The organism is Kitasatospora sp. NPDC022785 (genome assembly GCF_055561295.1).
The window spans coordinates 169,327-191,198 of record NZ_JBVHHB010000017.1; the positions used below are offsets into that span (position 1 = coordinate 169,327).

A 21,872-nucleotide genomic window follows, 5' to 3' on the forward strand; every position below is an offset into this window, starting at 1 on the left:
CTCACCGGACCGTCGCCGGGGTGCGAAGGGAGTGAAGGGGGCAAAGGGCGTGAAGGGGGCGGACGGGGGGACGGGAGCGGGGACGGCAGGCGGGTCGGTGCATGGGTGCGTTCCTTCCGCGCACCCGCCGGAGGGCGGGCGCGCCGCTGGGAGGGAGACGTCCGGACACGTCGGAGCGGCGGCCCGGGCGGTCGGCGGGGAGGCACGGGAGGTTCGGCGGGGGGACCGGACAGGTCGGCGGGAGGCACGGGAAGTCAGCGGGAGAACCGGGCACGTCGGCGGGGACCACGGCGCCTCGGCGGGGCAGTCGGCGGGACCCGACGGCCGGAGCTCCCCCGCTCCCCGATCGATCCCAAACCCCCCCTGCAACAGCCCGAGTTGAACATGGAAACCATGACGGGCCCGGCGTGCCACCGACGGTACCCAGGGGGCCGGGCCGGGCCAACCTCACACACCAGGCCTTCACCCCGGCGGCACACCGGGGCCGCTTTTCGACCCGGATCGGGGCTCCCGGAGGGTACGCACGTTCGCATGTCGCGCAGGTGCACGAACGAGAGCGCTCCCGCAAGGCCGGCACTTTGCAGGAAGGGACGACGGGCACCCCCGGCCCGGCGCCGCGGACTGGAGGAACCGGCGATGGATCGGCCGCCCCCACCGTGACAGCCTGGCCGAACGGCCGGAACCCCACCCCGGCGCACCCCCGCTCGGGCCGCCCGCCACCCGCGACCTGCGGTTTCCGCCGAGCGGCCGGCTTACACATTCTGTTGAAACTCCCCTTGACGCCCCGACAGGCGCCGCCTTACCTTGTTTCCGCATACAGAAACCGTTCTTCCGTATGGTGGAATTCTGGAGATGAGCCCTCCGACCCACTGCGGGCCGACGCAGGAGAAACCCGATGCCTCGTATGACAGCCGCCCGCGCGGCAGTGGAGATCCTCAAGCTCGAAGGCGTTGAGGTCGCGTTCGGCGTGCCGGGCGCAGCGATCAACCCGTTCTACAGGGCCCTCAAGGAGGGCGGCGGCATCCGGCACACGCTGGCCCGGCACGTCGAGGGCGCCTCCCACATGGCGGAGGGGTACACCCGCGCCAAGGCCGGCAACATCGGCGTCTGCATCGGCACCTCCGGCCCGGCCGGCACCGACATGATCACCGGCCTCTACTCGGCGATCGCCGACTCGATCCCGATCCTGTGCATCACCGGCCAGGCCCCGGTCTCCAAGCTGCACAAGGAGGACTTCCAGGCCGTCGACATCGCCTCGATCGCCAAGCCGGTCACCAAGAAGGCCACCACCGTGCTGGAGGCCGCGCAGGTCCCGGGCGTCTTCCAGGAGGCCTTCCACCTGATGCGCTCGGGCCGTCCTGGCCCGGTCCTCATCGACCTGCCGATCGACGTCCAGCTGACCGAGATCGAGTTCGACCCGGAGACCTACCAGCCGCTGCCGGTCTACAAGCCGCAGGCCACGCGGGCGCAGGCCACGAAGGCGCTGCAGTTCCTGCTGGAGTCCGAGCGCCCGCTGATCGTCGCCGGCGGCGGCATCATCAACGCCGACGCCTCCGACCTGCTGGTCGAGTTCGCCGAGCTGACCGGCGTGCCGGTCATCTCCACCCTGATGGGCTGGGGCACCATCCCCGACGACCACGAGCTCAGCGCCGGCATGGTCGGCGTCCAGACCTCGCACCGCTACGGGAACGCAACCTTCCTGGAGTCGGACTTCGTCCTCGGCATCGGCAACCGCTGGGCCAACCGCCACACCGGTTACAACCTGGAGGCGTACACCAAGGGCCGCAAGTTCGTCCACGTCGACATCGAGCCCACCCAGATCGGCAAGATCTTCCCCCCGGACTACGGCATCGCCTCCGACGCCAAGGCCGCGCTGGAGCTCTTCATCGAGATCGCCAAGGAGCTCAAGGCCGAGGGCAGGCTGCCGGACTTCAGCGCCTGGGCCGGGTCCGCCCAGGAGCGCAAGGCCACCCTGCAGCGCCGCACGCACTTCGACGACATCCCGATGAAGCCGCAGCGGGTCTACGAGGAGATGAACAGGGCGTTCGGCCCGGAGACCCGCTACGTCACCACCATCGGCCTCTCCCAGATCGCCGGCGCGCAGATGCTGCACGTCTACAAGCCGCGCAACTGGATCAACTGCGGCCAGGCCGGCCCGCTCGGCTGGACCATCCCGGCCGCGATCGGTGCCGCCGTCGCCGACCCCGAGACCCCGATCGTCGCACTCTCGGGCGACTACGACTTCCAGTTCATGATCGAGGAGCTGGCGGTCGCCGCCCAGCACAAGGTCCCCTACGTCCACGTCCTCGTGAACAACGCGTACCTGGGCCTGATCCGCCAGGCGCAGATCGGCCTGGACATCAACTTCCAGGTCAACCTCGAGTTCGAGAACATCAACACCCCGGAGCTCGGCGTCTACGGCGTCGACCACGTCAAGGTCGCCGAGGGCCTGGGCGTCAAGGCCATCCGCGTCACCGACCCGAACGAGCTGGGCGCCGCCTTCGAGGAGGCCAAGAAGCTCGCCGCCGAGCACAGCGTCCCGGTCGTGGTCGAGGCCATCCTGGAGCGCATCACCAACATCTCGATGAGCAAGACCGTCGACATGAGCAACGTGACCGAGTTCGAGGAGCTCGCCACCCTGCCGGAGCACGCTCCGACGGCGATCAAGCCGCTGGCGCTGTAGCCCGCGCTGTAGTCCGCGCAGTGGTCCGGTACGGGGCCGGCCGGGGTCGAGGGGACCTCGGCCGGCCCGGTGCCGTCGCGCCCGTCCCCGGTTCGGGGCGGGCGCGTCCGGGGCGGGCGCGTTCGGGGCGGGCGCGTTCGGCCCACCGACCGTACGGGTACGTACCGAGGGCCGCCCGCGCACGACCGCCGCGCGCGGGCCATGTCCCCGGGAGGCCCACGCCGTGTCCTTCACCATGAGCATCCCCGAGCGCGAGAGCTTCCTCGCCGCCGCCCACGTCGGCGTCCTCGCCGTCGGCGGTGACGGCGCAGGCCCGGGCAAGGGCCTGCTGGCCGTCCCGATCTGGTACTCCTACCGGCCCGGTGGCGTGCTCACCGTCCTCACCGGCCGCGACTCCGCCAAGGCCCGCCGGATCCGGTCCGCCGGCCGGTTCGCGCTCTGCGCCCAGCAGGAGGAACCGCCCTGCCGGTACGTGAGCGTCGAGGGCCCGGTGATCGCGATCGAGGACGCGGTCGACCCCGCCGAGCGGGCCGCGATGGCCCACCGCTACATGCCGCCCGCCGCCGCCCGCGCCTACCTCGCCGCCACCACCGAGCAGCTGACCGCCGACATCGCCATCCGGATGCGGCCCGAACGCTGGCAGAGCGCCGACTTCGCCGCCGTCGCCGCCCGCTTCGACGCGCAGATCCCCCCGGCCCGCGCGGAACACCCGTAGCCCGGTCGTGGTTGGGGGAGGCGGGGCGGCTACCGTTCCGTGACGAGTCCTGTCCCGACACCGACCATCCGAAGGGGACTTCCGTGAGCCTGTACGACATCCCGCTGCGCACCCTGTCCGGCGAGGCCGCCTCGCTGGGCGACTACAAGGGCAAGGCGCTGCTGATCGTGAACGTCGCCTCCAAGTGCGGCCTGACGCCCCAGTACGCCGGTCTGGAGCGGCTCCAGGAGCGGTACGCCGCGCGCGGCTTCACCGTGCTGGGCTTCCCGTCCAACCAGTTCGCCGGGCAGGAGCCGGGCAGCGCCGAGGAGATCCAGACCTTCTGCTCCACCACCTACGGCGTCTCCTTCCCGCTGTTCGACAAGACGGACGTCAACGGCGACGACCGCCACCCGCTGTACGCGGTGCTGACGCAGACCGCCGACGCCGAGGGCAAGGCCGGGGACGTCGCCTGGAACTTCGAGAAGTTCCTCGTCTCGCCCGACGGCACGGTGGCGGCCCGCATCCGCCCGCGCACCGAGCCGGAGTCGGACGAGGTCATCGCCGCGATCGAGGCCGTCCTGCCGGCCTGACCGCACGCCGCACGAAGAGCCCGGGGCACCTGCCCCGGGCTCTTCGGCGTCCACGCTCACCCCTGGCAGGCGTACGTGAACGAGGTGCCCGCCCCCAGACGCCGGGGCTCGAGGATGTCGACGGTCGCCGTCGCCCGCATCGTGCCGCGGCCGTCGAAGGACCAGCGGAGGACCAGGTCCGCCCGGCGCTCGCCGGACTGCACCGGCTGCACCAGCTCACCGGAGGATGTGCCGTCGCTGCGCAGCCAGCGGTAGCGGATGGTTCCCGCGTGGCCGTCGGTGCCGACCGTCGCGGTGATCACGGCGGTTCCGCCGCACGGCGGGCCGCCCGCCGGTTCCGCGCCCACGGTGACCCCGGTCAGCGCGAGCGGGGGCTCGGTCCGGCACCGGGTCGGCAGGAAGGCGAGCAGGACGACCACGACGGCCGCCGGGACCAGCCACCGGACGGCCCGGCGCCGGCGGGGCCGGGCCTGCGGCTGCCAGGGCGGCGGCGCGCCGTGCCACACCGCCGCCGCCACCGGTGGCACGCCGGGGCCGAACCGGCGCACCTCGTACTGCTGCGGCGCCGGGGCAGGCTCCGGTGGGACGGGTACGGGCTCCGGCGCCCGGTCACCCGGGGTACCCCGGACGGTCGGGGCGAGGAACGTGGCGCACATGGCGTCCTCGGCGCCGGGCGCGGCGGGGGCGGCGGGCGCGGCGGGCACGGCGCCGTCGAGCGGGACCGTCCGCTCGGGATCGGGACCGGGACCGGGACCGGCGCCGAGTCGGACGGTCCGGTCGGGACCAGGGCCGTCGCCCGGGCCGGGCTCCGGTCGGGGCAGGGGCATGGAGACCTCCGGGGGACGTGCGACGGGAACGTAAGGCGGAGAGGCGCGGTGGGGAGGAGTGGTGCAGAGGGGGGTGGGAGAAGCGCGGTGGAAAGGCGCGGTGGAACGTGCAGCAGGACCGCGGGCGGGATCAACCGGGCTGCCGGCAGTCGATGGCGGGCAGCTCCCGGTAGGCCGTCGGCGTGCTCTCCGGCCTGGGGTCGCTGCCCACCCGGACGCCCCACTGGAGCCTGTCGTCGGCGCCGAAGTCATGGGACCGGGTAAGGACTACCGAGCCGGTGCCAAGCCGCACGGTGTCGGTGGCGATCGTCACCGGCGGGTTGATCGTGCCGGAGTGGTGCTGCCAGGACACAGTGAGCGTGGCCCCGGGCGGCCCTGACGACACGACGGTGATCCTGGCCTGGATGCCGAAGTGGCCGTTGTCCAGGCAGCTGATCGAGTCGACGTTCAGCGAGGTCACCCGGATCGCGGGCGGCGGCGGGGTGGTGACAGCGGGCGGCGGCGGCTCGCTGACCGGTGTGGACGGTGAGGCACCGGTGGACGGCGGGGTGGTGCGGGGCGTGTCCGTGAGCCTGGGCGCGGGCGACGTGGTGGTGCCCGGGGTGGGCGTACGGCTCGGTGCAGGCCCGACCGTACGGCTCGACGTCGTACCGGGGGTAGGAGACGGCGCAGGCGAGCGCGAGCCCGACTGCGACTGCGACTGCGACTGCGACGGGGACGAGAGCGGGGACGGGGACAGGAACGGCGACGGCGAGGGGCTCGCCACCGGGGACGGCGGGGTGGTGGGCGGCCGGGTCGCAGAAGACACGGCCGATGCCGTGGGATCGGACGGCCCGTCCGTCGCCTCCCCACCGGCTCCGCCCGCCGCACCCAGCGTGGTGGTGACCCGCGGCATCGGGCTGCCGGTCACCGTCCGGTCCCCGCGGTCCGCGGTTCCGGCGAGCGCCACCCCGGCCAGCGAGGCCGCCGCGAGCGTGCCCGCCACCGCGCCGACGACCGCCCGGGCCCGCCGACGCCGCGGGCGCTCCACCCGCACCCGCCCGCGCAGCCCGAGCCGCCGGACGGTCCGGCTCGCGGAGGCATCCCCACGCGGGTGGGCACTCCTGGTCGCCGAGGCACCGCTGCCCCGGTTGTGCGTGGCCCGGATCGCCGCAGCGCCCCGGCCGGCCACGAGCTCCGTGTGCGCCAGCGCCGTCGCCCCGCCGGGCGGCGGCCCGGACGCGCCCCACGGCAGCAGCAGCGCCAGCAGGGCCACCAGGGTGGCGAGGTCGGCGCGCCCGCGCTCCTCCCACTGCTCTCCGTACCCGGCAGCGGCGACCGCCTCCAGCTGCCGGACGAACTCCTCGGCGCCGGCCGGCCGCTCCTCCGGCCGCTTCGCCATCCCGGCCCTGACCAGCGGCCGGACGCGCTCCGGGACCAGTTCCTCCGGCACTTGGTCCTCCCGGTGCTGGACCGCCAGCTCCACGACCGTCCGGCCGGGGAACGGACGGGTGCCGGTCAGGCACTCGAAGAAGGTCACGGTGGCGGCGTACACGTCGGCTGCGGGTGAGGCCGGCGCGCCCGTCCACTGCTCCGGCGCCAGGTAGGCCGGCGTACCCGAGATGTCCCGGTCGTCGCCGCTGGGCACGGCGATCCCGAAGTCGACCAGCTTGGTGGAGCCGTCGGCCGCGACCAGCACGTTGGCGGGCTTGTAGTCCCGGTGCACCAGGCCGGTCGCGTGTGCGGCGGCCAGCCCCAGCAGCGAGCCCTTCAGGACGACCAGCGCAGCCTCCGGCGTCGTCGCCCCCTCGGACCTGAGCAGCGTACGCAGTGGCACGCCGTCCACCAGCTCCATCACGATCGCCGCGTGCGGCCCGGCCTCGACGTACTCGTAGAGCCGCGTGACGTACGGGGAATCGACCCTCGCCAGGATCTGCGCTTCCTCGCGGAGGCCGGAGCCGCCCACCGCATCGATCAGGTACTTGATCGCCACCGGTGTACCGGTGCGGTCGTGGTGCGCGAGCACCACACGGCCGCTCGCCCCCGCGCCCAGCTCCCGCACCGGCGTGTAGTCCGGGAGCCGCCACTCGTCGGTTCTCCGCCCTGCCTCGTCCTGCATCGCCGGCCCCCTCAGCACGCCGTCCGGTCCGTCCTCGCCCGGTGCCACCGACGAGGCGGCCAGCGGCCCGGTTCCCGCTCCGGGTACCGTTCGAACCCCGTTGCCGACGGCTCGTACACCACCTTGGCCGTTCCCGCAGGCAGGCCGCCCGACCTCCGGGAACGACGAGCAGAAACACATCGGCGCACACGGGAGTTGCGCGCCGCGGCCGCACGCTCCCCGAGTGCGCCGTCACCCCTCTGTCCGGCGAGGCCGCTTCGCCGGCCGACGGGACCGGCTCAGCCGGGGATCGCTGCACCGCGGGTCAGGACGAGTGCGAACCCGCCTGAACAGCGCCGAGCAGAAATGGAAAGCGTGTCGGGAGCCGTCCCTCGCGAGTTCGCAACTCGTATCCTCCGCACCCGCCCGCCATGGCACGCAGCCGACCCCTCCGAATGCGGCTCTGCGGTGACGGAACGTCATCGGGCGGCACTGCTCGACCTCTTCGACCGCACCCTGTGCAGCTGACGGCGAGCGACCTCGCCCCGGGGGGCCGGCACGGAGGAGCGGGCGCGGCGCCGTGCCGGTGGCGGCGGCTTCGGGCCCCGCTCCGGCTCTCCTCGGGGTGTTGCGCACCGCCCGACGCCCCCCTAGCGTGTGCGACCGTTGGTCCATGTCGCGGAGGAGGCTCGTCCTGATGAACCGTCACGTCAGAACCGTCGCACGAGCGATTCTCGCGGCCGGCCTGCTCGTCGCCGGCACGCTCGTCGGCGCATCACCGGCGGCGGCCGCTGCGGCGCCGACGGCGCTGCCCGCGTCCGAATACACCCTCACCGCGGACTACCACCGGTTCGACACGCTCGACTCGGCCCTCGTCACGGCGCTGGGGACGTCTGCCGTGCACACGGTGATGGAGCATGCGAACCACGACCGGCAGGCACTCCCCGCGTCCTTCTCCGTCGGCGGCCTGTCCACCGGCTTCCGCTTCGACGACGGCGACAACTCCGACTGCCAGAGCTTCCCGCAGGGCATCACGACGAGCCGGGACGCCGTGGGTACCGCGGACAGCGGCAACTACGACGGCCATCAGCTCGTGCTGGTGAGCTGGTACACCAAGGACGGATGCGGCGGTGCCCAGCAGCGTAGTCGGATCACCCTGGTCGACTGGGACGCCACCTATCCCAACACCTACCGCAAGATCCTCCTGGTGGAGCCGACCGGCACCGCGGCGGCACCGGACTTCAAGGACATCCCGATCCACGCGGGCGGCGTCTCGTGGTACGGCAACTACCTCTACGTCGCCGACACCGGGCACGGCATGCGCGTCTTCGACATGCGCAAGATCCTCAATACCGACCCCGGCGGCAGCGCCGACCAGATCGGCCGGCAGTCCGAGACCGTCTACCACGCCCACAACTACGCCTACGTGCTGCCCCAAGTCGGCACGGTCACGTCGCAGACGACCTCCGACGACAACCTGGCGTGGTCGTCGATCTCCCTCGACCGGGTCAGCAAGTCGATCGTCATGACGGAGTACACCTGCCAGTCGGGCTGCACCGACTACCCCAACCGCCCGCCGAGGGCCGTCCGCTTCCCGTTCGCATCCGGGGCGACGACGTTCGCCGCGACGACGACCGCCGGTCAGGCCCTCCGACTGCCCTGGTACAACCTCAACGGCGTGGCCTCCCACAATGGCCGGTGGTGGTTCAACTCCTCGGGGCAGAAGAAGCTCTACTACTGGACCCCGACCGCAGGCCCCTCCACCTTCGCCTGGGTGGGCGGCGGCGAGAGCCTCTCCTACTGGGAGGACACCACCAACCCCGACCTGCTGTGGTCGCTGCAGGAGACCACGGGCGGACGCAACGTCTTCGCCGTCACCCAGGCCACCTACGGCGGCGGCTGAGCACAGGACCGGTCTCGTTCACTGCCGTTCGTCGGCCCAGCACGGCAAGCGGTTCACTCCGCTGCAGGCCAGGACATGTGCGGACGGCGGTGGACTTTCCTGGGAGAACCGGAGAGCGTGCCGGGGCAACACCCCGCACGCGTTCGAACCTCGTATCCTCCGCCGCTCGCCAGGGCAAACGGAGACCCCGGCCTCCCAGCGGTCGGGGCCTTCGTCGTGCCCGGTCCGTTCCCGGCGCTGCGCTCCGGGCGGGCAGGCGGTCGGTTTCGCTCTCACCGCACGCAACATCGTTCAGAGGTCGTCCACGGACCGACCTCGACCGCTTCCCTCGGTCGTGTGACGCGCGCGATCCGCCGGATACGCCATGCTTGAGCTCCCGGAGGACTCCGGCACATGACGATGTTCCAGCTACACGGTGAGGTGTTCCCCATCGGCACGGCGAGCGAATCGACCCTGGCCGCCTGGCTGCACGGTGTCGGCGGACCGCGGTTGGAGCGGGTCCTGGCGGTGCGCCCGGACGCCGCGGCGGCTCCCGAGCCGCGGTCGGTCGGCGAGCTGGCGGACCGGCTTCAGCGCCCGGCGTCGGTGACCCTGGCACTGCCCGGACTCACGCTGCCGGACCTGCAAGTGGCGGAGGCCGTGGCCGCTCTGACGCCCACGCCCCTGGCGGTCCTGGCGGGCATCCTGGACGCGACGGACGGGGAACGCGCGCGCGGCCTGGACGCGGTACTGGAGGCGCTGGCCGATCGCGCCCTGGTGTGGCCGGGCGGCGACGGCCTGCTGCACATGGCGGGACCGCTGCGGCGCGCCTGGGACTCGCCCCTGGAGTTGGACGCGCCGCTGGAACGGCTGCTCGCGGCCGCCGGCTCCGACGAACTGGGCCGCATGGTGACGACGCTGGGCCTCAAGCCGGCCGGTGGTCGCAAGCAGCAGCGGCTGGCCGCGCTGGTCGGCCATCACAGCGATCCTGACCGGGTCGCCTCGCTGGTGGCCAAGGCCCCCGCGGCCACCCGGAAACTCCTTGAGCAGCGGGCGGTTCAGGCTCCCGGGCGTCCGGACTTCACCGTGTTCGGGACTGCCCGGGACGATGGCGAGCCGGGTGAACGATGGGCGCTTGAGCGGGGGCTGCTGGTCCGGGACCGTCGCTGGTACGGGCCGGCCCGGATGCCCGCGGAGGTGGCGCTGGCGCTGCGCGGCTTCGGCTGGCGCGCGCCGTTCACAGCCGTCCCACCCGTCCTGCGGTCGGCACCCGTCACGGCCTCCGAGATCGACCGGGAGGCCTCGGCCGCCGCGATGGCGTTCGCCGTCCACGCCTCAGCCGTCCTGGCCGTGTGCGCCGCGTCTCCGCCGGCCCGGCTCAAGGGGGGCGGGATCGGCGCACGTGAGCTGTCCCGGATCGGAAGGGCGGCGAAGTGCGACGAGATCGTCGTACGCCTCGCGTTGGAGACGGCGAACGCGGCCGGGCTGCTGGCCCGCGACGGCGACCGGGTCGCGGCGACGGAGGCCTACGACACCTGGGCCGGGGAGGAACCGGCCGACCGGCTCGCCGTGCTTCTCCGGGCCTGGTGGACACTGCCGCTGACCCCCGGCGGGAGCCGCGACGAGGACGGGAAGGCGCTGCCGGCCCTCGCCGGGCCACCGCCGTGCGCCGGCTGTGTACAGGCCCGGCACGGTCTGCTCGCGGCCACGACGCGGCTTCCGGTGGGCGAGGGCGCGACGAATCCGGCGGAGCTGGGGGAGCTGATCGCGTGGCACCGTCCGCTCGCCGACGAACTCCCCCAGGACGTCACACCGTTCGCCACCCTCATCCGCGAATCGGAACTGCTCGGCGTACTCGCTCTCGGGGCCCTGTCCCCGGTCGGGGACGCCCTGCTCGCCGATGACGCCGAAGCCGTGGCGTCCGTCTGTCGGCTGCTGCTGCCCGCCGCCACCGGGACCGCCCGCTTCGGCAGCGACCTCACGGCCGTCGTCGCCGGCACGCCGTCGGCGTCCCTCTGCACGCTGCTGGACTCCGTCGCCGACCGGGAGAGCGCCGGTGCGGCGTCCGTGTGGCGGTTCAGCCCGGGAAGCGTCCGCCGTGCCCTCGACGCGGGCCACACCCCCGACGCCATGGCGGCCGACCTCGCGGCCGTCGCCGTCGAGCCGCTTCCCCAACCGCTCTCGTACCTGCTGCACGACACCGCGCGCAGCCACGGCCGCGTGCGCATCGTCTCCGCGGCCTGCGTGATCCACGGCGAGGAGCCCGCCCTGCTGGCCGAACTGGCCGCCCACCGCCGGCTCGCCCCGCTCGGCCTGCGGCAACTGGCACCGACCGTGCTGGTCAGCCGGACTCCACCGGACGAGACACTCGCGGCGCTGCGGTCCGCCGGCTACGCCCCCGTCGCCGAGACACCCGACGGGTCCGTCCGTATCGAGCGGGCCCCGCGTCATCGCGCGGCAGGCCCGGTCCCGCCCCCGCGCCTTCCCGGCGGGAAGTCCCGCCCGCCGCAGACGGCCCCCCGCACGGCGCGCACCCTGACGGCCGCCGGCCGCAGCGCCCTGGCCGCCCGACTGCGCGCCGCCCCGCAGGACATCCCGGAGCCGGACCCGTACGACGAGCGCCCCTACGACAGCGACACCGAGGAGATCATCGCCGGATACGCGCGCAACCTGTCCTTCGCCGACGTCCGCCAGCTCGCCCATGCCGTCAACGAGGGTCAGCCGGTCACGATCGAGTACGTCGCCACCTCGGGCAGCGAGACCGTCCGCACCCTCAGCCGGCTCGCTCTCGATGCGCCCTACCTCAATGCCTGGTGTCACCTGAGGGACGACGAACGGATGTTCACCATCTCCCGCATCCACGGGGTGATGCCCGCGTAGCCCGTAGCGCGAACGAGCTCACCGCGCGGAAGCGGCGGTGCTCGGGGGTGCGCGGGGGTACCGAGCCAAGCCGTCGGACCGGTTCCGCGGGAAGCGCCGCGCCGCCTGCCTCGTCACCTTCGAGAGCGCAGGGGCCGAGGCCGCCGGCGGCGGTCATCGGGACCGCTCGGCCTCGGCCTTCACCGCGTTCAGGAACTGCCGGTGCTGGGCGCGCAGGCGGCCCTCGCCGTCCCCGAACACCTCCCCGTTCCCCCGCCGGCCCTCGGCCCGGACGCCGAGCGGGTCCGCACGGTGATGCCGGAGGTGCCGGACGCCGTGGTCTACCGCGCCCTCACCGCCTGGACCGGGCTGTTCGGCTGGCTCGGCTTCGAGCTCTCCGGCCAGTTCGCCGGCACGATCCTCGACCCGGAGGCCGCGTTCGAGCACAACGCCCGCACCCTGGCCGCCCTGATCGGCCTCACCCCCGCCTGACCGACCTACGGCGACGGCCTGTGGGCCCGGACCCACCGCTCGACGGCCCGGACGATGATCCGCGGCACCCTCGCCCCGGCACCGTCAGGAGCCGCCTGGCGACCGTTCAGAACAGGCTCGCGTCCGCAATCTCGTCGAGGCCGCCGCCCGGGCACAGGAGAGCTCTCTCACGGACAGCGGTAGGCGAACGAGGCGGCCGCGGTCCGGGTGTCCGGCGAGAGGATCTCCAGTGTCGCGGTGGCCTGGAGCGAGCCCTGGCCCTCGAAGCTCCAGCGCAGCACCAGGTCGGTGCGGTGCGCGCCGGCGCGGACGTCCTGGGAGAGCTCGCCCGAGGTGGTGCCGTCACTGCGCAGCCAGCGGTACCGGATGGTGCCGGCCCCGCCGTTGGTCTCCACCCCGGCCGTGATCACCGCGGTACCGCCACAGCCGGGGCCCGCGGAGTCGGTGGTCACGCCGACACCGGTGACCGCCAGGGCGGGCATGGTGAGGCGCCAGAAGAGGAAGGCCAGGACGGCCAGCAGCACCGCCGCCGGCACCAGCCACCGCCACACCCGACGCGGGCGGCGCGGCTTCTGCGGCTCCGGCCCGGCGGCGCCGTGCCAGACCGCGGCGGCCTGCGGCGGGACGCCGGGGCCGAACCGCCGCAACTCGCCCGGGGCGAGCGGCCGTTCGTCCGGCGAGCCGTCAGCGGGCGTCGGCCTGGGTGACGACGTGGTACCGGACCCCGCCGGGCCGGTTGCCTCCGTGGTCCGGGTCAGGGGCGGGGCGGGCACCGTACTGCCGTAGGCCGGGGTCTGTACGCGCGTGGTGGTCTCCCCCGCTTCCGGGGCGTCGCCCCAGACCCGGGGGTCGAGGAAGGTCGCGCTCGCGGCGTCGTCGCCGTCGAGCCGGGCGGTGGCCTCGGAGTCGGGCCCGCCGCCGGCCGGTACGCCGGCGCGCCCGTCCGGCTTGACGATCCGCTCGCCCGCCGCCGGCGCGGACCCGAGCCGGACCGTCCGCACGGCGTCCTCGGGCCCCTCGGGCGCCGAAGCGAGCCGCACGGTCCCCTCGGCGTCCTCCGGGCCCGCGCCGAGCCGTACGGTCTGGTCGTCGGCCGCGCCCGTGGCCGGGGCGGAGTCGGGGCGGGGCGTGGGCATGGCTTCTCCAACGAGCGGGGCGAGGCGGGTGGTTCGGGGACCGGCGGTGACGGCGCCGGGCTCAGCGCGGCGGGTCGCAGAGGTAGGCGGCCATCGTGGCCGACGTCTTGCCCGGCTTGGCCGCCGCCGGCGTGGTGCCGACGCTCACGCCCCAGGTCGGGAAGGTGTCGGCCGAGCCGAAGTCGTGCGGGCGGGTGACGGTGGCGCGGCCGTCGCGGACCACCACCGTGTCCGTCCCGACGGTGGCCGGCCGTCCGCCCGAGGTGTGGTACCAGTTCAGCGTCAGCGTGCCGGTGCCCGTGCCCTGGGCGACCACCGTCACCGTCGCGGTCAGGCTCCACCGACCGCTGCAGGTCAGCGAGTCCAGGTTCACCGAGCTGACCGTGATGGTCGCCGGGGCGATGGTCAGGGTCGGCGTGACCGGGGCGATGGTCAGGGTCGGCACCACGGTGGTGGCGGTGGGACCGGCGGGCGGGGCCGAGGGCGCCACCGTCGCGGGGCCGCCGCCGGGCGGGGCCGGCGGCAGACCGGTGGTGGGGCCGCCACCGGCGGGCGGCTTGCCGGGGGCCGTGGGCGTCCTGCCGGTCGGCGCGGCCGTGGCCGAGCTGCTCGCCGCCGGAGAGCCGCTCGGGCTGCCGGAGGGCGTCGACGGCGAGGCCGTCGGGGTGGACGGCCCGGCGCTCGGGGTGTCCGTGGCACCGCCCGGCGCGGGCGACGCGTCACCGGTCGGGTCGGGCGCGCCGAGCGTGGTGGTGGCCTCCGGGACGGCGCCGCCCACGACCGTACGGGCACCGCCGTCGGCGGCGCCCGCCATCGCCATGCCGGCCAGCGTGGCCAGGGTCAGGGTGCCGGCGACGACGCCGACGAGCGCCTTGCCCCGGCTGCCCGGGCGAGCGCCGCGACGGACGAGCGTCTCCCGGACGACGGCGGCCGGCGCGGTGTCGGCCCCCGCGGCGGCCTGCGGCCCGGTCGACGCGTCGGCGCCGCCCAGCGCGGTGTGGGCCAGCGAGGTGCCGCCCGCCGCCCCGCCGGAACCGGGCAGCAGCAGGGCGAGCAGGGCGACCAGTGCCGTCAGGTCGAGGCGGCCCTTCTCCTCCCACTCCCGGCCGTACCCGGCCGCCGCGACGGCCTCCAGCTCCTCGACCAGGGCGGCCGCGCTCCCGGGCCGGGCCTGCGGGTCCTTGGCGAGGCCTGCCAGGATCAGCGGCCGGACGGGATCGGGCGCCAGCTCGGCCGGGATCGGCGCCTCGGTGTGCTGGACGGCGAGCTCGGCGATCGTGCTGCCCCCGTACGGGCGGGCGCCGGTGAGGCACTCGAAGAACGTGACGGTGGCGGCGTAGACGTCGCCGGCCGGCGAGGCGGGCCGGCCCGCCCACTGCTCGGGCGGCATGTAGGCGGGGGTGCCGGAGACGTCGCGGTCGTCGCCGGCCGGTACCGCGATGCCGAAGTCGACCAGCTTGGAGATGCCGGAGGTGTCCACCAGCACGTTGGCGGGCTTGTAGTCGCGGTGGACCACCCCGGCTTCGTGGGCGGCGGCCAGGCCCAGCAGGGAGCCCTTCAGCACCACTAGGGCGGCCTCCGGGGTGGTGGCGCCCTCCTCGCGGAGCAGGTCGCGCAGCGCGATGCCGTCCACCAGCTCCATCACGATGGCCGAGCCCCGCTCGCCCTCCACGTACTCGTAGAGCCGGGTGACGTGCGGGGAGTCGATGGTCGCCAGGACCTGCGCCTCCGCGCGGAGGGCGGGCGTGCCGACGGAGCCGTGCAGGTACTTGATGGCGACGGGGGTGCCGGTCTCCCGGTGGCGGGCGAGCACGACCCGGCCGCTCGCACCGGCGCCGAGTTCCCGGTCGTGGAGGTAGTCGGGGAGCTCCCAGGGGCGCTCGTCCTCGATCACCGGTTCGCCGCCCGCGGGGGCGGTGCCGCCCCCGGCCGGTCTGCCGTCCTGCTGCTTCCCGTCGTCCATCGCCGTACTCTCCCCGTGCCCGACTGCCTGCCTGCTCCGCTCTGCGGCGACGCACCCTACGGCACCGCAACCACTGCCTGGGACGCGGCCCGTGAACAGCGGGTTCCGGGGTGCCGCCTCCGTGAGGTCACGATTCGGGTGATTCGCACAGCGTGCCAACCATTCGCCCGCGCGGCCCGGTCCGACGGCCCGGTCGGGCAGCCCGGTCCGACGGCCCTGCCGATGCCTCGGCCGGCGGGCACGGGGGCGCCGCGGGCACGGCTCACAGGACCGGGAACGGGCTCACCACGGTGGGCAGGCTCGCCACGGGCAGGCCCACCACAGGGCCAGGCTCACGAGAGCAACGGCGGGCTCCGCACAGCGGCGCGCTCACGACAGCAGCAGCCGGGTGCCCGGCGGCAGCTCGCCCGCCCTGGCCGCGTCGCGCAGGTGGGCGAGCAGGCTCTCGCGCAGCGCGGACGCCGCCCGGGTCAGCGGCACCTCGTGCCCGTGCGCCACCGCGATGGTCCGCCCCAGCCCGGGCCCGGCGAACGGGGTGACGGCCAGCCCCGAACGGGCGGCCACCATGCCCGGCAGCACGGCCGGCCCGAGCCCGGCCCGGACGAAGCCGAGCACCGCGTCCATCTCGCCGCCCTCCACCGCGAACTCCGGCTCGAACCCGGCCGCCCGGCAGGCCGCCAGGGTGGCCTCGCGCAGGTCGTAGCCCTCGCGGAACATCACCAGCGGCCGCCCGCGCAGCTCCGTCACCCGGACGGTGCGCCGCCGGCCCTGCGCGGACCGGGCGACCAGCACCAGCTCCTCGTGCAGCAGCTCGGTGACGTCCAGCGCCGGGGCCGCCTCGCCGCTCGCCGGGGTGATGATCAGCGCGAGGTCCAGCTCCCCCTCCGCCAGCGTCCGGACCAGGTCGCGCGAGCCGCCCTCCCGGACCACCAGTGCCACCCCCGGGTAGCGGTCCCGGAAGACCCGCAGCACGTCCGGCACCAGGCTGGTGCAGAGGCTCGGCGGCGCCCCCAGCCGCACCCGGCCGCGGCGCAGCTGCACCGTCTCCTGGACGGCCAGCCGGGCGCTCTCGGTGTCGGCCAGGATGCGCCGGGCCAGCGGCAGCAGTGCCTCACCGGCGTCGGTGAGGGCGATGTTGCCACGGGTGCGGTGGAACAGTTCCGCGCCCAACTCCCGCTCCAGCGCACGGATCTGCTGGGAGAGCGAAGGCTGGGCGACGTGCGCCGCGTCGGCCGCCCGGGTGAAGTGGCGGGTCTCGGCGACGGCGAGGAAGTAGCGGAGCTGCTGAAGCTGCACAGCTCTCAGAATAGGTCAAGCCTATCGTCACAAGCCGCATCATGTCTTGGACGGACCATCCCCCGCTCCCTACCGTTGCAGCCATGACAACCGCGACTCGGACGGCCCGGCATCCGTCCACCCTGGTGACCCTGTGGCGGTCGACCGTCGGCAAGAAGGCGGTCATGGCCGTCAGCGGACTGGTCATGCTGCTGTACCTGGTCGCGCACATGCTGGGCAACCTCAAGATCTTCTTCGGCCCGGACGAGCTCAACGGCTACGCGCACTGGCTGCGCACCCTCGGGGAGCCGTTCCTGCGCTACGAGTGGTTCCTCTGGATCGCCCGGGCCGGCCTGCTCGCCGCCGTCCTGCTGCACGGCGTGGCCGCGTACCAGCTCAGCCGGCGCGACCTCGCCGCCCGGCCCAGCAAGTACGTCCACCAGCGGAGGCGGGCCTCCTACGCCACCCGGACGATGCGCTGGGGCGGGGTGATCCTGGCGCTCTTCATCGTCTGGCACATCCTCGACCTGACCACGCTCACCGTGAACCCGGCCGCGGAGCACGGCCATCCGTACCAGAACATCGTGGCCTCCTTCTCCCACTGGTACAGCGGCGTGATCTACATCGTCGCGATGCTCGCCGTCGGCCTGCACATCCGGCACGGGTTCTGGAGCGCCGCGCAGACCCTCGGCGCCAACAACGCCCGCCGGGACAAGGCGTTGAAGCTGACCGCCAACGGCCTGGCGCTGGTGCTGACCGTGGGCTTCCTGTCCGTCCCCGTGGCCGTGATGACCGGAGTGGTGAGTTGAGCACGCAGGCGTCGTACAGCGACTACCGGGTCGGCGAGCCCGTCGCCGACACCAAGGCCCCCGCCGGGCCGATCGAACAGCGGTGGGACCAGCGGCGGTTCGACGCCAAGCTGGTCAACCCGGCCAACCGGCGCAAGCACACCGTCATCGTGGTCGGCACCGGCCTGGCCGGGGGCGCCGCCGGTGCGACGCTCGCCGAACAGGGCTACCACGTCGTGCAGTTCTGCTTCCAGGACTCCCCCCGGCGAGCCCACTCGATCGCCGCGCAGGGCGGCATCAACGCGGCCAAGAACTACCGCAACGACGGCGACTCGATCCGCCGGCTCTTCTACGACACCGTCAAGGGCGGCGACTTCCGCGCCCGCGAGTCCAACGTGCACCGCCTGGCCCAGGTCTCGGTGGAGATCATCGACCAGTGCGTGGCCCAGGGCGTCCCCTTCGCCCGCGAGTACGGCGGCCTGCTCGACACCCGCTCCTTCGGCGGCGTCCAGGTCTCCCGTACCTTCTACGCCCGCGGCCAGACCGGCCAGCAGCTGCTGCTCGGCGCCTACCAGGCGCTGGAGCGCCAGATCGCCGCCGGGAACGTGGAGATGCACCCGCGCACCGAGATGCTCGACCTGCTGGTGGTCGACGGCCGGGCCCGCGGCATCGTCGCCCGTGACCTGGTGACCGGCGAGATCTCCACCTACACCGCCGACGCGGTGGTGCTCGCCACCGGCGGGTACGGCAACGTCTTCTACCTCTCCACCAACGCCAAGAACTCCAACGCCACCGCCATCTGGCGGGCCCACCGGCGCGGCGCCCACTTCGCCAACCCGTGCTTCACCCAGATCCACCCGACCTGTATCCCGCGCTCCGGGGACCACCAGTCCAAGCTCACCCTGATGAGCGAGTCGCTGCGCAACGACGGCCGGATCTGGGTGCCGAAGGCCAAGGGCGACACCCGGCCGCCGGGCGAGATCCCCGAGGCCGAGCGGGACTACTACCTGGAGCGGATCTACCCCTCCTTCGGCAACCTGGTGCCGCGCGACATCGCCTCCCGGGCCGCCAAGAACGTGTGCGACGAGGGCCGCGGCGTCGGCCCCGGCGGCCAGGGGGTCTACCTGGACTTCGCCGACGCCATCCGCCGGCTCGGCCGGGACGCCGTCGAGGCCAAGTACGGCAACCTGTTCGAGATGTACGAGCGGATCACCGCCGAGGACCCGTACCGGGTGCCGATGCGGATCTACCCGGCGATCCACTACACGATGGGCGGGCTCTGGGTCGACTACGACCTGCAGACCTCCGTGCCGGGCCTGTTCGCGATCGGCGAGGCCAACTTCTCCGACCACGGCGCCAACCGGCTCGGCGCCAGCGCCCTCATGCAGGGCCTCGCGGACGGCTACTTCGTCCTCCCGCCGACCCTCAACGACTACCTGGCCCGCCACCCGCTGCCCGCCGTCCCGGCCGACCACCACGCCGTCACCGAGGTGGAGGCCGAGGTGACGGACCGGCTGAACCTGATCCTCGCCGTCGACGGCGACCGGACTCCCGACTCCTTCCACCGCGAACTGGGCGAACTCCTTTGGGACAAATGCGGGATGGCCCGTGACGCGGCCGGCCTGCGGCAGGCCCTGGAGCGGATCCCGCAGCTGCGCGAGGAGTTCTGGCGCCGGATCAAGGTGCCGGGCACGGGCACCGAGCTCAACCAGTCGCTGGAGAAGGCCAACCGGCTGGTCGACTACTTCGAGCTGGCCGAGCTGATGTGCCTGGACGCCCTGCACCGCGCCGAGTCCTGCGGCGGCCACTTCCGCACCGAGAGCCAGACCGAGGACGGCGAGGCCGCCCGGCGCGACGAGGAGTTCGGCTACGCCGCCGCCTGGGAGTTCACCGGCACCGGCACCGCCCCCGTGCTGCACCGCGAACACCTCGACTTCGAACACGTCCACCCCACCCAGCGGAGCTACGCATGAACCTCACCCTGCGCATCTGGCGCCAGGCGGGCCCGGACGCGGCCGGCTCGATGACCACCTACAAGGTCAGCGGGATCAGCCCGGACATGTCCTTCCTGGAGATGCTGGACACCCTCAACGAGGAGCTAATCACCCGCGGCGACACACCGGTGGCCTTCGACCACGACTGCCGGGAGGGCATCTGCGGCGCCTGCGGCATGGTCATCAACGGCCAGGCGCACGGCCCGGAGCGGACCACCACCTGCCAGCTGCACATGCGGCATTTCAAGGACGGCGACACCATCGACATCGAGCCGTGGCGGGCCTCGGCCTTCCCGGTGGTCAAGGACCTGGTGGTGGACCGCTCCGCGTTCGACCGGATCATCGGCTCCGGCGGCTACATCACCGCCCCCACCGGCAGCGCCCCCGACGCGCACGCCACCCCGGTGCCCAAGGAGGCCGCCGACACGGCCTTCGAGCACGCCGAGTGCATCGGCTGCGGCGCCTGCGTGGCGGCCTGCCCGAACGGGTCGGCGATGCTCTTCACCTCCGCCAAGGTGGTCCACCTCAACGTGCTCCCCCAGGGCGCGCCGGAGCGCAAGTCCCGGGTGCGGAACATGGTCGCCGCGATGGACGCCGAGGGCTTCGGCGGCTGCACCAACACCGGTGAGTGCGCCACCGCCTGCCCCAAGGGCATCCCACTGCCCAGCATCGCCGCGATGAACCTCGAGTTCCTCCGCAGCGCGGCGGGCTGACCGCGTGACCGTAGGGCCCCTCCCGCCCGGAGGGGCCCTACGCATGTGCCGGATCCGGCCCTCCCGCCGGGGCACATGGGGCGGGTGGGGCGTGCGGTCGGGCTACGCGCTCCCCGGAGGAGTGGTGGTTCGCCGGGAGCGGTGCTCCGCCCAGGGATTTCGCGCTACGGTGGTCCCCGCGCCGAGGAGGGTCATATGCCCGAGGTTCAGGCCTGTACCGGGTGTGGCGGGTCCGGGGGGACCCAGAAGACCGAGGCCACGGTCGAACTGGACGAGGAAGGGAGCATGGTGCCGAAGCTCAACACCTTCTGGTCGCCATGCGGTCGGTGCCACGGATCCGGGACGGTGATCGTCGGATGAGGATGCTCTTCGAGTGCGTCGAGTGCGGCAGCCACTACCTGCCGCCCGAGGAGATGGCGTACCCGGACGGGCCCGCCTCCCCCCTCTGGTGCACGCCCTGCCAGGCGGAGAAGCGGGCGGCGGGCGTCCGCGAGGACCCGCTGCTCGCGCGGGTGGCGCTGGCGGCCGCCCGGGCCGCGCTCGCCGGGCGGGCGGCCGCCGAGACGCCCCCCGCGCGCGACGTCCGGCCGTCGCGACCGCCGTTCTCGCGCCGGGCCCGGTCCGGTCCGGGCGGGGTGCGCAGCAGGCTGGTGTGAGCCCGCGGGCAGGAGGGCGGCGTGCTCAGAACAGCGCCTCCTGGGTGTCCGCCGCCTGCGGGCGGACCCGGGGCCGTACGGTCAGGCCCGATGCCGGGCGGCCGGGTGCCGGGGTGAGTGTCCAGCCGGTGAGCAGGCGGGTGTCGAGCAGCAGCGGTTCGGCGTCGCCGGGCTGGTCGAGCAGCAGGTAGCGGCCGATCGGCGGCCGCAGCGTCCCGGCGACGACCGCGCCGGGGGCCAGGGCGTCGATCTGCCCGTATGCGGCGGGGGCGCCGTCGGCCAGGCCGTAGAGGTCCACGTGGTCGGTGACGGGGTGGTCGGCCAGCAGCTCCACCGCGTGCCCGTCGAGCAGGTGGTGGGCCCGGGTGCGGGCGCCGGCGAGGATCTCCCGCCGCTGCGCGGTGTCGCCGTGCCGCCACCAGTGCTCCGCCTTCGCCTTGCCGGTGAACCGCTCGCGGGCCAGGCCGGAGGCGGCGACGGTGAGTTCGGCCCGGCGGACGGCGGGCAGCGGGCCCCGGGCGGCGAACGTCCAGGCGAGGGCGCCCTGCTCGAGCAGCCGGCTGGTGCCGCGCTGCTCGGCGGTCAGGCCGACCTTGAGCAGGCCCTCGCCGAACCAGGCGAGGTAGAGCCGGTAGGTGCGGCCGTCGTCGAGGATCTGGTCGCGGGCGAGGGCCAGCCCGCGGTCCACGCTCTGGCAGGCGGGGCACTGGACGGCACCGCCGTCCGGTTCGATGACGGCGTGGTGCGGGCAGGGCGTCCGCTCGGTGGCCCCGGCCAGCCAGGCGCCGGTGCACCGGCGCGGCCCGGCCAGCAGCCAGCCGACCGACGTGCCCGGGACGACGGCGCGCTCGTGCACCCGGCGGCCGTTGACCGCGCTCAGCACCGGCCGCCCGTCCTGCCAGTGCAGGCCGGTGGAGATCCACCCGCCGCCCGTCTGCCGCGGTGCGTTCACGCCCGCCCCTCCCTCGTGCCCGCCGTTCCCGTCGTGAGCGCCCTGCCGTCCCACGCGGCCTCCGGCCGGCCGCGGTTCCCGTCCGGTGCACCTTGCGCCCGGACCAGCGAGGTTACCGGCCGCCTCGGACAGACGGGCCGGGTGGAGGTGGTGAAGGCGTGCGGGCGGGGGGGCGGGGGCGGGGCCCCCCCCCCCCCCCCGGGGGGGGGGGGGCCCCCCGGGGGGGCCCCCCCCCCCCCCCGGGCCCCCCGGTAAAAAGCCCCCCGGGAACCCCCCCCCACCCCCCCC

Annotated in this window: 16 protein-coding genes; 10 read left to right on the forward strand and 6 right to left on the reverse strand. The window is 74.2% G+C overall.

What is annotated here, in order from left to right; translation table 11 throughout:
- Window positions 1-904 precede the first annotated feature (904 nt).
- From gcl to ACZ3YO_RS25085, 3 genes are all read left to right on the forward strand, one after another.
- Window positions 905-2,683 carry a glyoxylate carboligase gene (gcl, locus tag ACZ3YO_RS25075; protein ID WP_465573237.1) on the forward strand — a complete coding sequence of 593 codons (1,779 nt, stop codon included), beginning with the start codon at window positions 905-907 and terminating at the stop codon, window positions 2,681-2,683.
- 223 nt (window positions 2,684-2,906) lie between these two features.
- Complete coding sequence (locus ACZ3YO_RS25080) at window positions 2,907-3,398, forward strand: pyridoxamine 5'-phosphate oxidase family protein (RefSeq protein ID WP_465573178.1); 492 nt, start codon at window positions 2,907-2,909, stop codon at window positions 3,396-3,398.
- Window positions 3,399-3,481: 83 nt separating this feature from the next.
- Entirely contained in the window at window positions 3,482-3,970 is a 489-nt protein-coding gene (locus ACZ3YO_RS25085; protein ID WP_331741111.1) for a glutathione peroxidase, read from the forward strand.
- A gap of 56 nt (window positions 3,971-4,026) precedes the next feature.
- On the opposite strand, the gene ACZ3YO_RS25090 is transcribed toward ACZ3YO_RS25085, so the two are convergent.
- The gene (locus tag ACZ3YO_RS25090) at window positions 4,027-4,797 is read right to left on the reverse strand and encodes a hypothetical protein (protein WP_465573181.1); all 771 of its coding nucleotides are present in this window, start codon (window positions 4,795-4,797) and stop codon (window positions 4,027-4,029) included.
- Between the two features lie 130 nt (window positions 4,798-4,927).
- Complete coding sequence (locus ACZ3YO_RS25095) at window positions 4,928-6,895, reverse strand: serine/threonine-protein kinase (protein WP_465573184.1); 1,968 nt, start codon at window positions 6,893-6,895, stop codon at window positions 4,928-4,930.
- A gap of 676 nt (window positions 6,896-7,571) precedes the next feature.
- Here ACZ3YO_RS25095 and ACZ3YO_RS25100 point away from each other — a divergent pair.
- The 3 genes from ACZ3YO_RS25100 to ACZ3YO_RS25110 all read left to right on the forward strand — a co-directional run bounded on the left by ACZ3YO_RS25100 (window position 7,572) and on the right by ACZ3YO_RS25110 (window position 12,107).
- On the forward strand, window positions 7,572-8,777 hold the full coding sequence (locus tag ACZ3YO_RS25100; RefSeq protein WP_465573187.1) for a hypothetical protein: 1,206 nt from the start codon (window positions 7,572-7,574) through the stop codon (window positions 8,775-8,777).
- A 393-nt stretch (window positions 8,778-9,170) separates the two neighbouring features.
- Window positions 9,171-11,636: a helicase-associated domain-containing protein gene (locus ACZ3YO_RS25105; protein WP_465573190.1), complete on the forward strand. Its 2,466-nt coding sequence runs from the start codon at window positions 9,171-9,173 to the stop codon at window positions 11,634-11,636.
- Between the two features lie 201 nt (window positions 11,637-11,837).
- Window positions 11,838-12,107 carry a TetR-like C-terminal domain-containing protein gene (locus ACZ3YO_RS25110; RefSeq protein WP_465573193.1) on the forward strand — a complete coding sequence of 90 codons (270 nt, stop codon included), beginning with the start codon at window positions 11,838-11,840 and terminating at the stop codon, window positions 12,105-12,107.
- A 167-nt stretch (window positions 12,108-12,274) separates the two neighbouring features.
- Here the strand turns inward: ACZ3YO_RS25110 and ACZ3YO_RS25115 are convergent, their stop codons facing one another.
- The 3 genes from ACZ3YO_RS25115 to ACZ3YO_RS25125 form a co-directional block, all read right to left on the reverse strand.
- Window positions 12,275-13,243: a hypothetical protein gene (locus ACZ3YO_RS25115; RefSeq protein WP_465573196.1), complete on the reverse strand. Its 969-nt coding sequence runs from the start codon at window positions 13,241-13,243 to the stop codon at window positions 12,275-12,277.
- A gap of 61 nt (window positions 13,244-13,304) precedes the next feature.
- Window positions 13,305-15,206, reverse strand: coding sequence for a protein kinase domain-containing protein (locus ACZ3YO_RS25120; protein ID WP_465573198.1), 1,902 nt, complete (start codon window positions 15,204-15,206; stop codon window positions 13,305-13,307).
- 369 nt (window positions 15,207-15,575) lie between these two features.
- Window positions 15,576-16,502, reverse strand: a complete 927-nt coding sequence (locus ACZ3YO_RS25125) for a LysR family transcriptional regulator (RefSeq protein ID WP_331741097.1) — start codon at window positions 16,500-16,502, stop codon at window positions 15,576-15,578.
- Between the two features lie 83 nt (window positions 16,503-16,585).
- On the opposite strand from ACZ3YO_RS25125, the gene ACZ3YO_RS25130 reads away from it, so the two are divergent.
- The 4 genes from ACZ3YO_RS25130 (at window position 16,586) to ACZ3YO_RS25145 (ending at window position 20,632) form a co-directional block, all read left to right on the forward strand.
- The gene (locus ACZ3YO_RS25130; protein ID WP_331741096.1) at window positions 16,586-17,290 is read left to right on the forward strand and encodes a succinate dehydrogenase cytochrome b subunit; all 705 of its coding nucleotides are present in this window, start codon (window positions 16,586-16,588) and stop codon (window positions 17,288-17,290) included.
- Window positions 17,287-19,242: a fumarate reductase/succinate dehydrogenase flavoprotein subunit gene (locus ACZ3YO_RS25135; protein ID WP_465553557.1), complete on the forward strand. Its 1,956-nt coding sequence runs from the start codon at window positions 17,287-17,289 to the stop codon at window positions 19,240-19,242. Before ACZ3YO_RS25130 ends, ACZ3YO_RS25135 begins: the two co-directional genes overlap by 4 nt.
- Window positions 19,239-19,976, forward strand: a complete 738-nt coding sequence (locus ACZ3YO_RS25140; protein WP_465573204.1) for a succinate dehydrogenase/fumarate reductase iron-sulfur subunit — start codon at window positions 19,239-19,241, stop codon at window positions 19,974-19,976. Before ACZ3YO_RS25135 ends, ACZ3YO_RS25140 begins: the two co-directional genes overlap by 4 nt.
- Before the next feature lie 356 nt (window positions 19,977-20,332).
- Window positions 20,333-20,632 carry a hypothetical protein gene (locus ACZ3YO_RS25145; RefSeq protein WP_465573206.1) on the forward strand — a complete coding sequence of 100 codons (300 nt, stop codon included), beginning with the start codon at window positions 20,333-20,335 and terminating at the stop codon, window positions 20,630-20,632.
- A gap of 25 nt (window positions 20,633-20,657) precedes the next feature.
- Here the strand turns inward: ACZ3YO_RS25145 and ACZ3YO_RS25150 are convergent, their stop codons facing one another.
- Complete coding sequence (locus tag ACZ3YO_RS25150; protein ID WP_465573209.1) at window positions 20,658-21,584, reverse strand: DUF2797 domain-containing protein; 927 nt, start codon at window positions 21,582-21,584, stop codon at window positions 20,658-20,660.
- Between the last annotated feature and the right edge of the window lie 288 nt (window positions 21,585-21,872).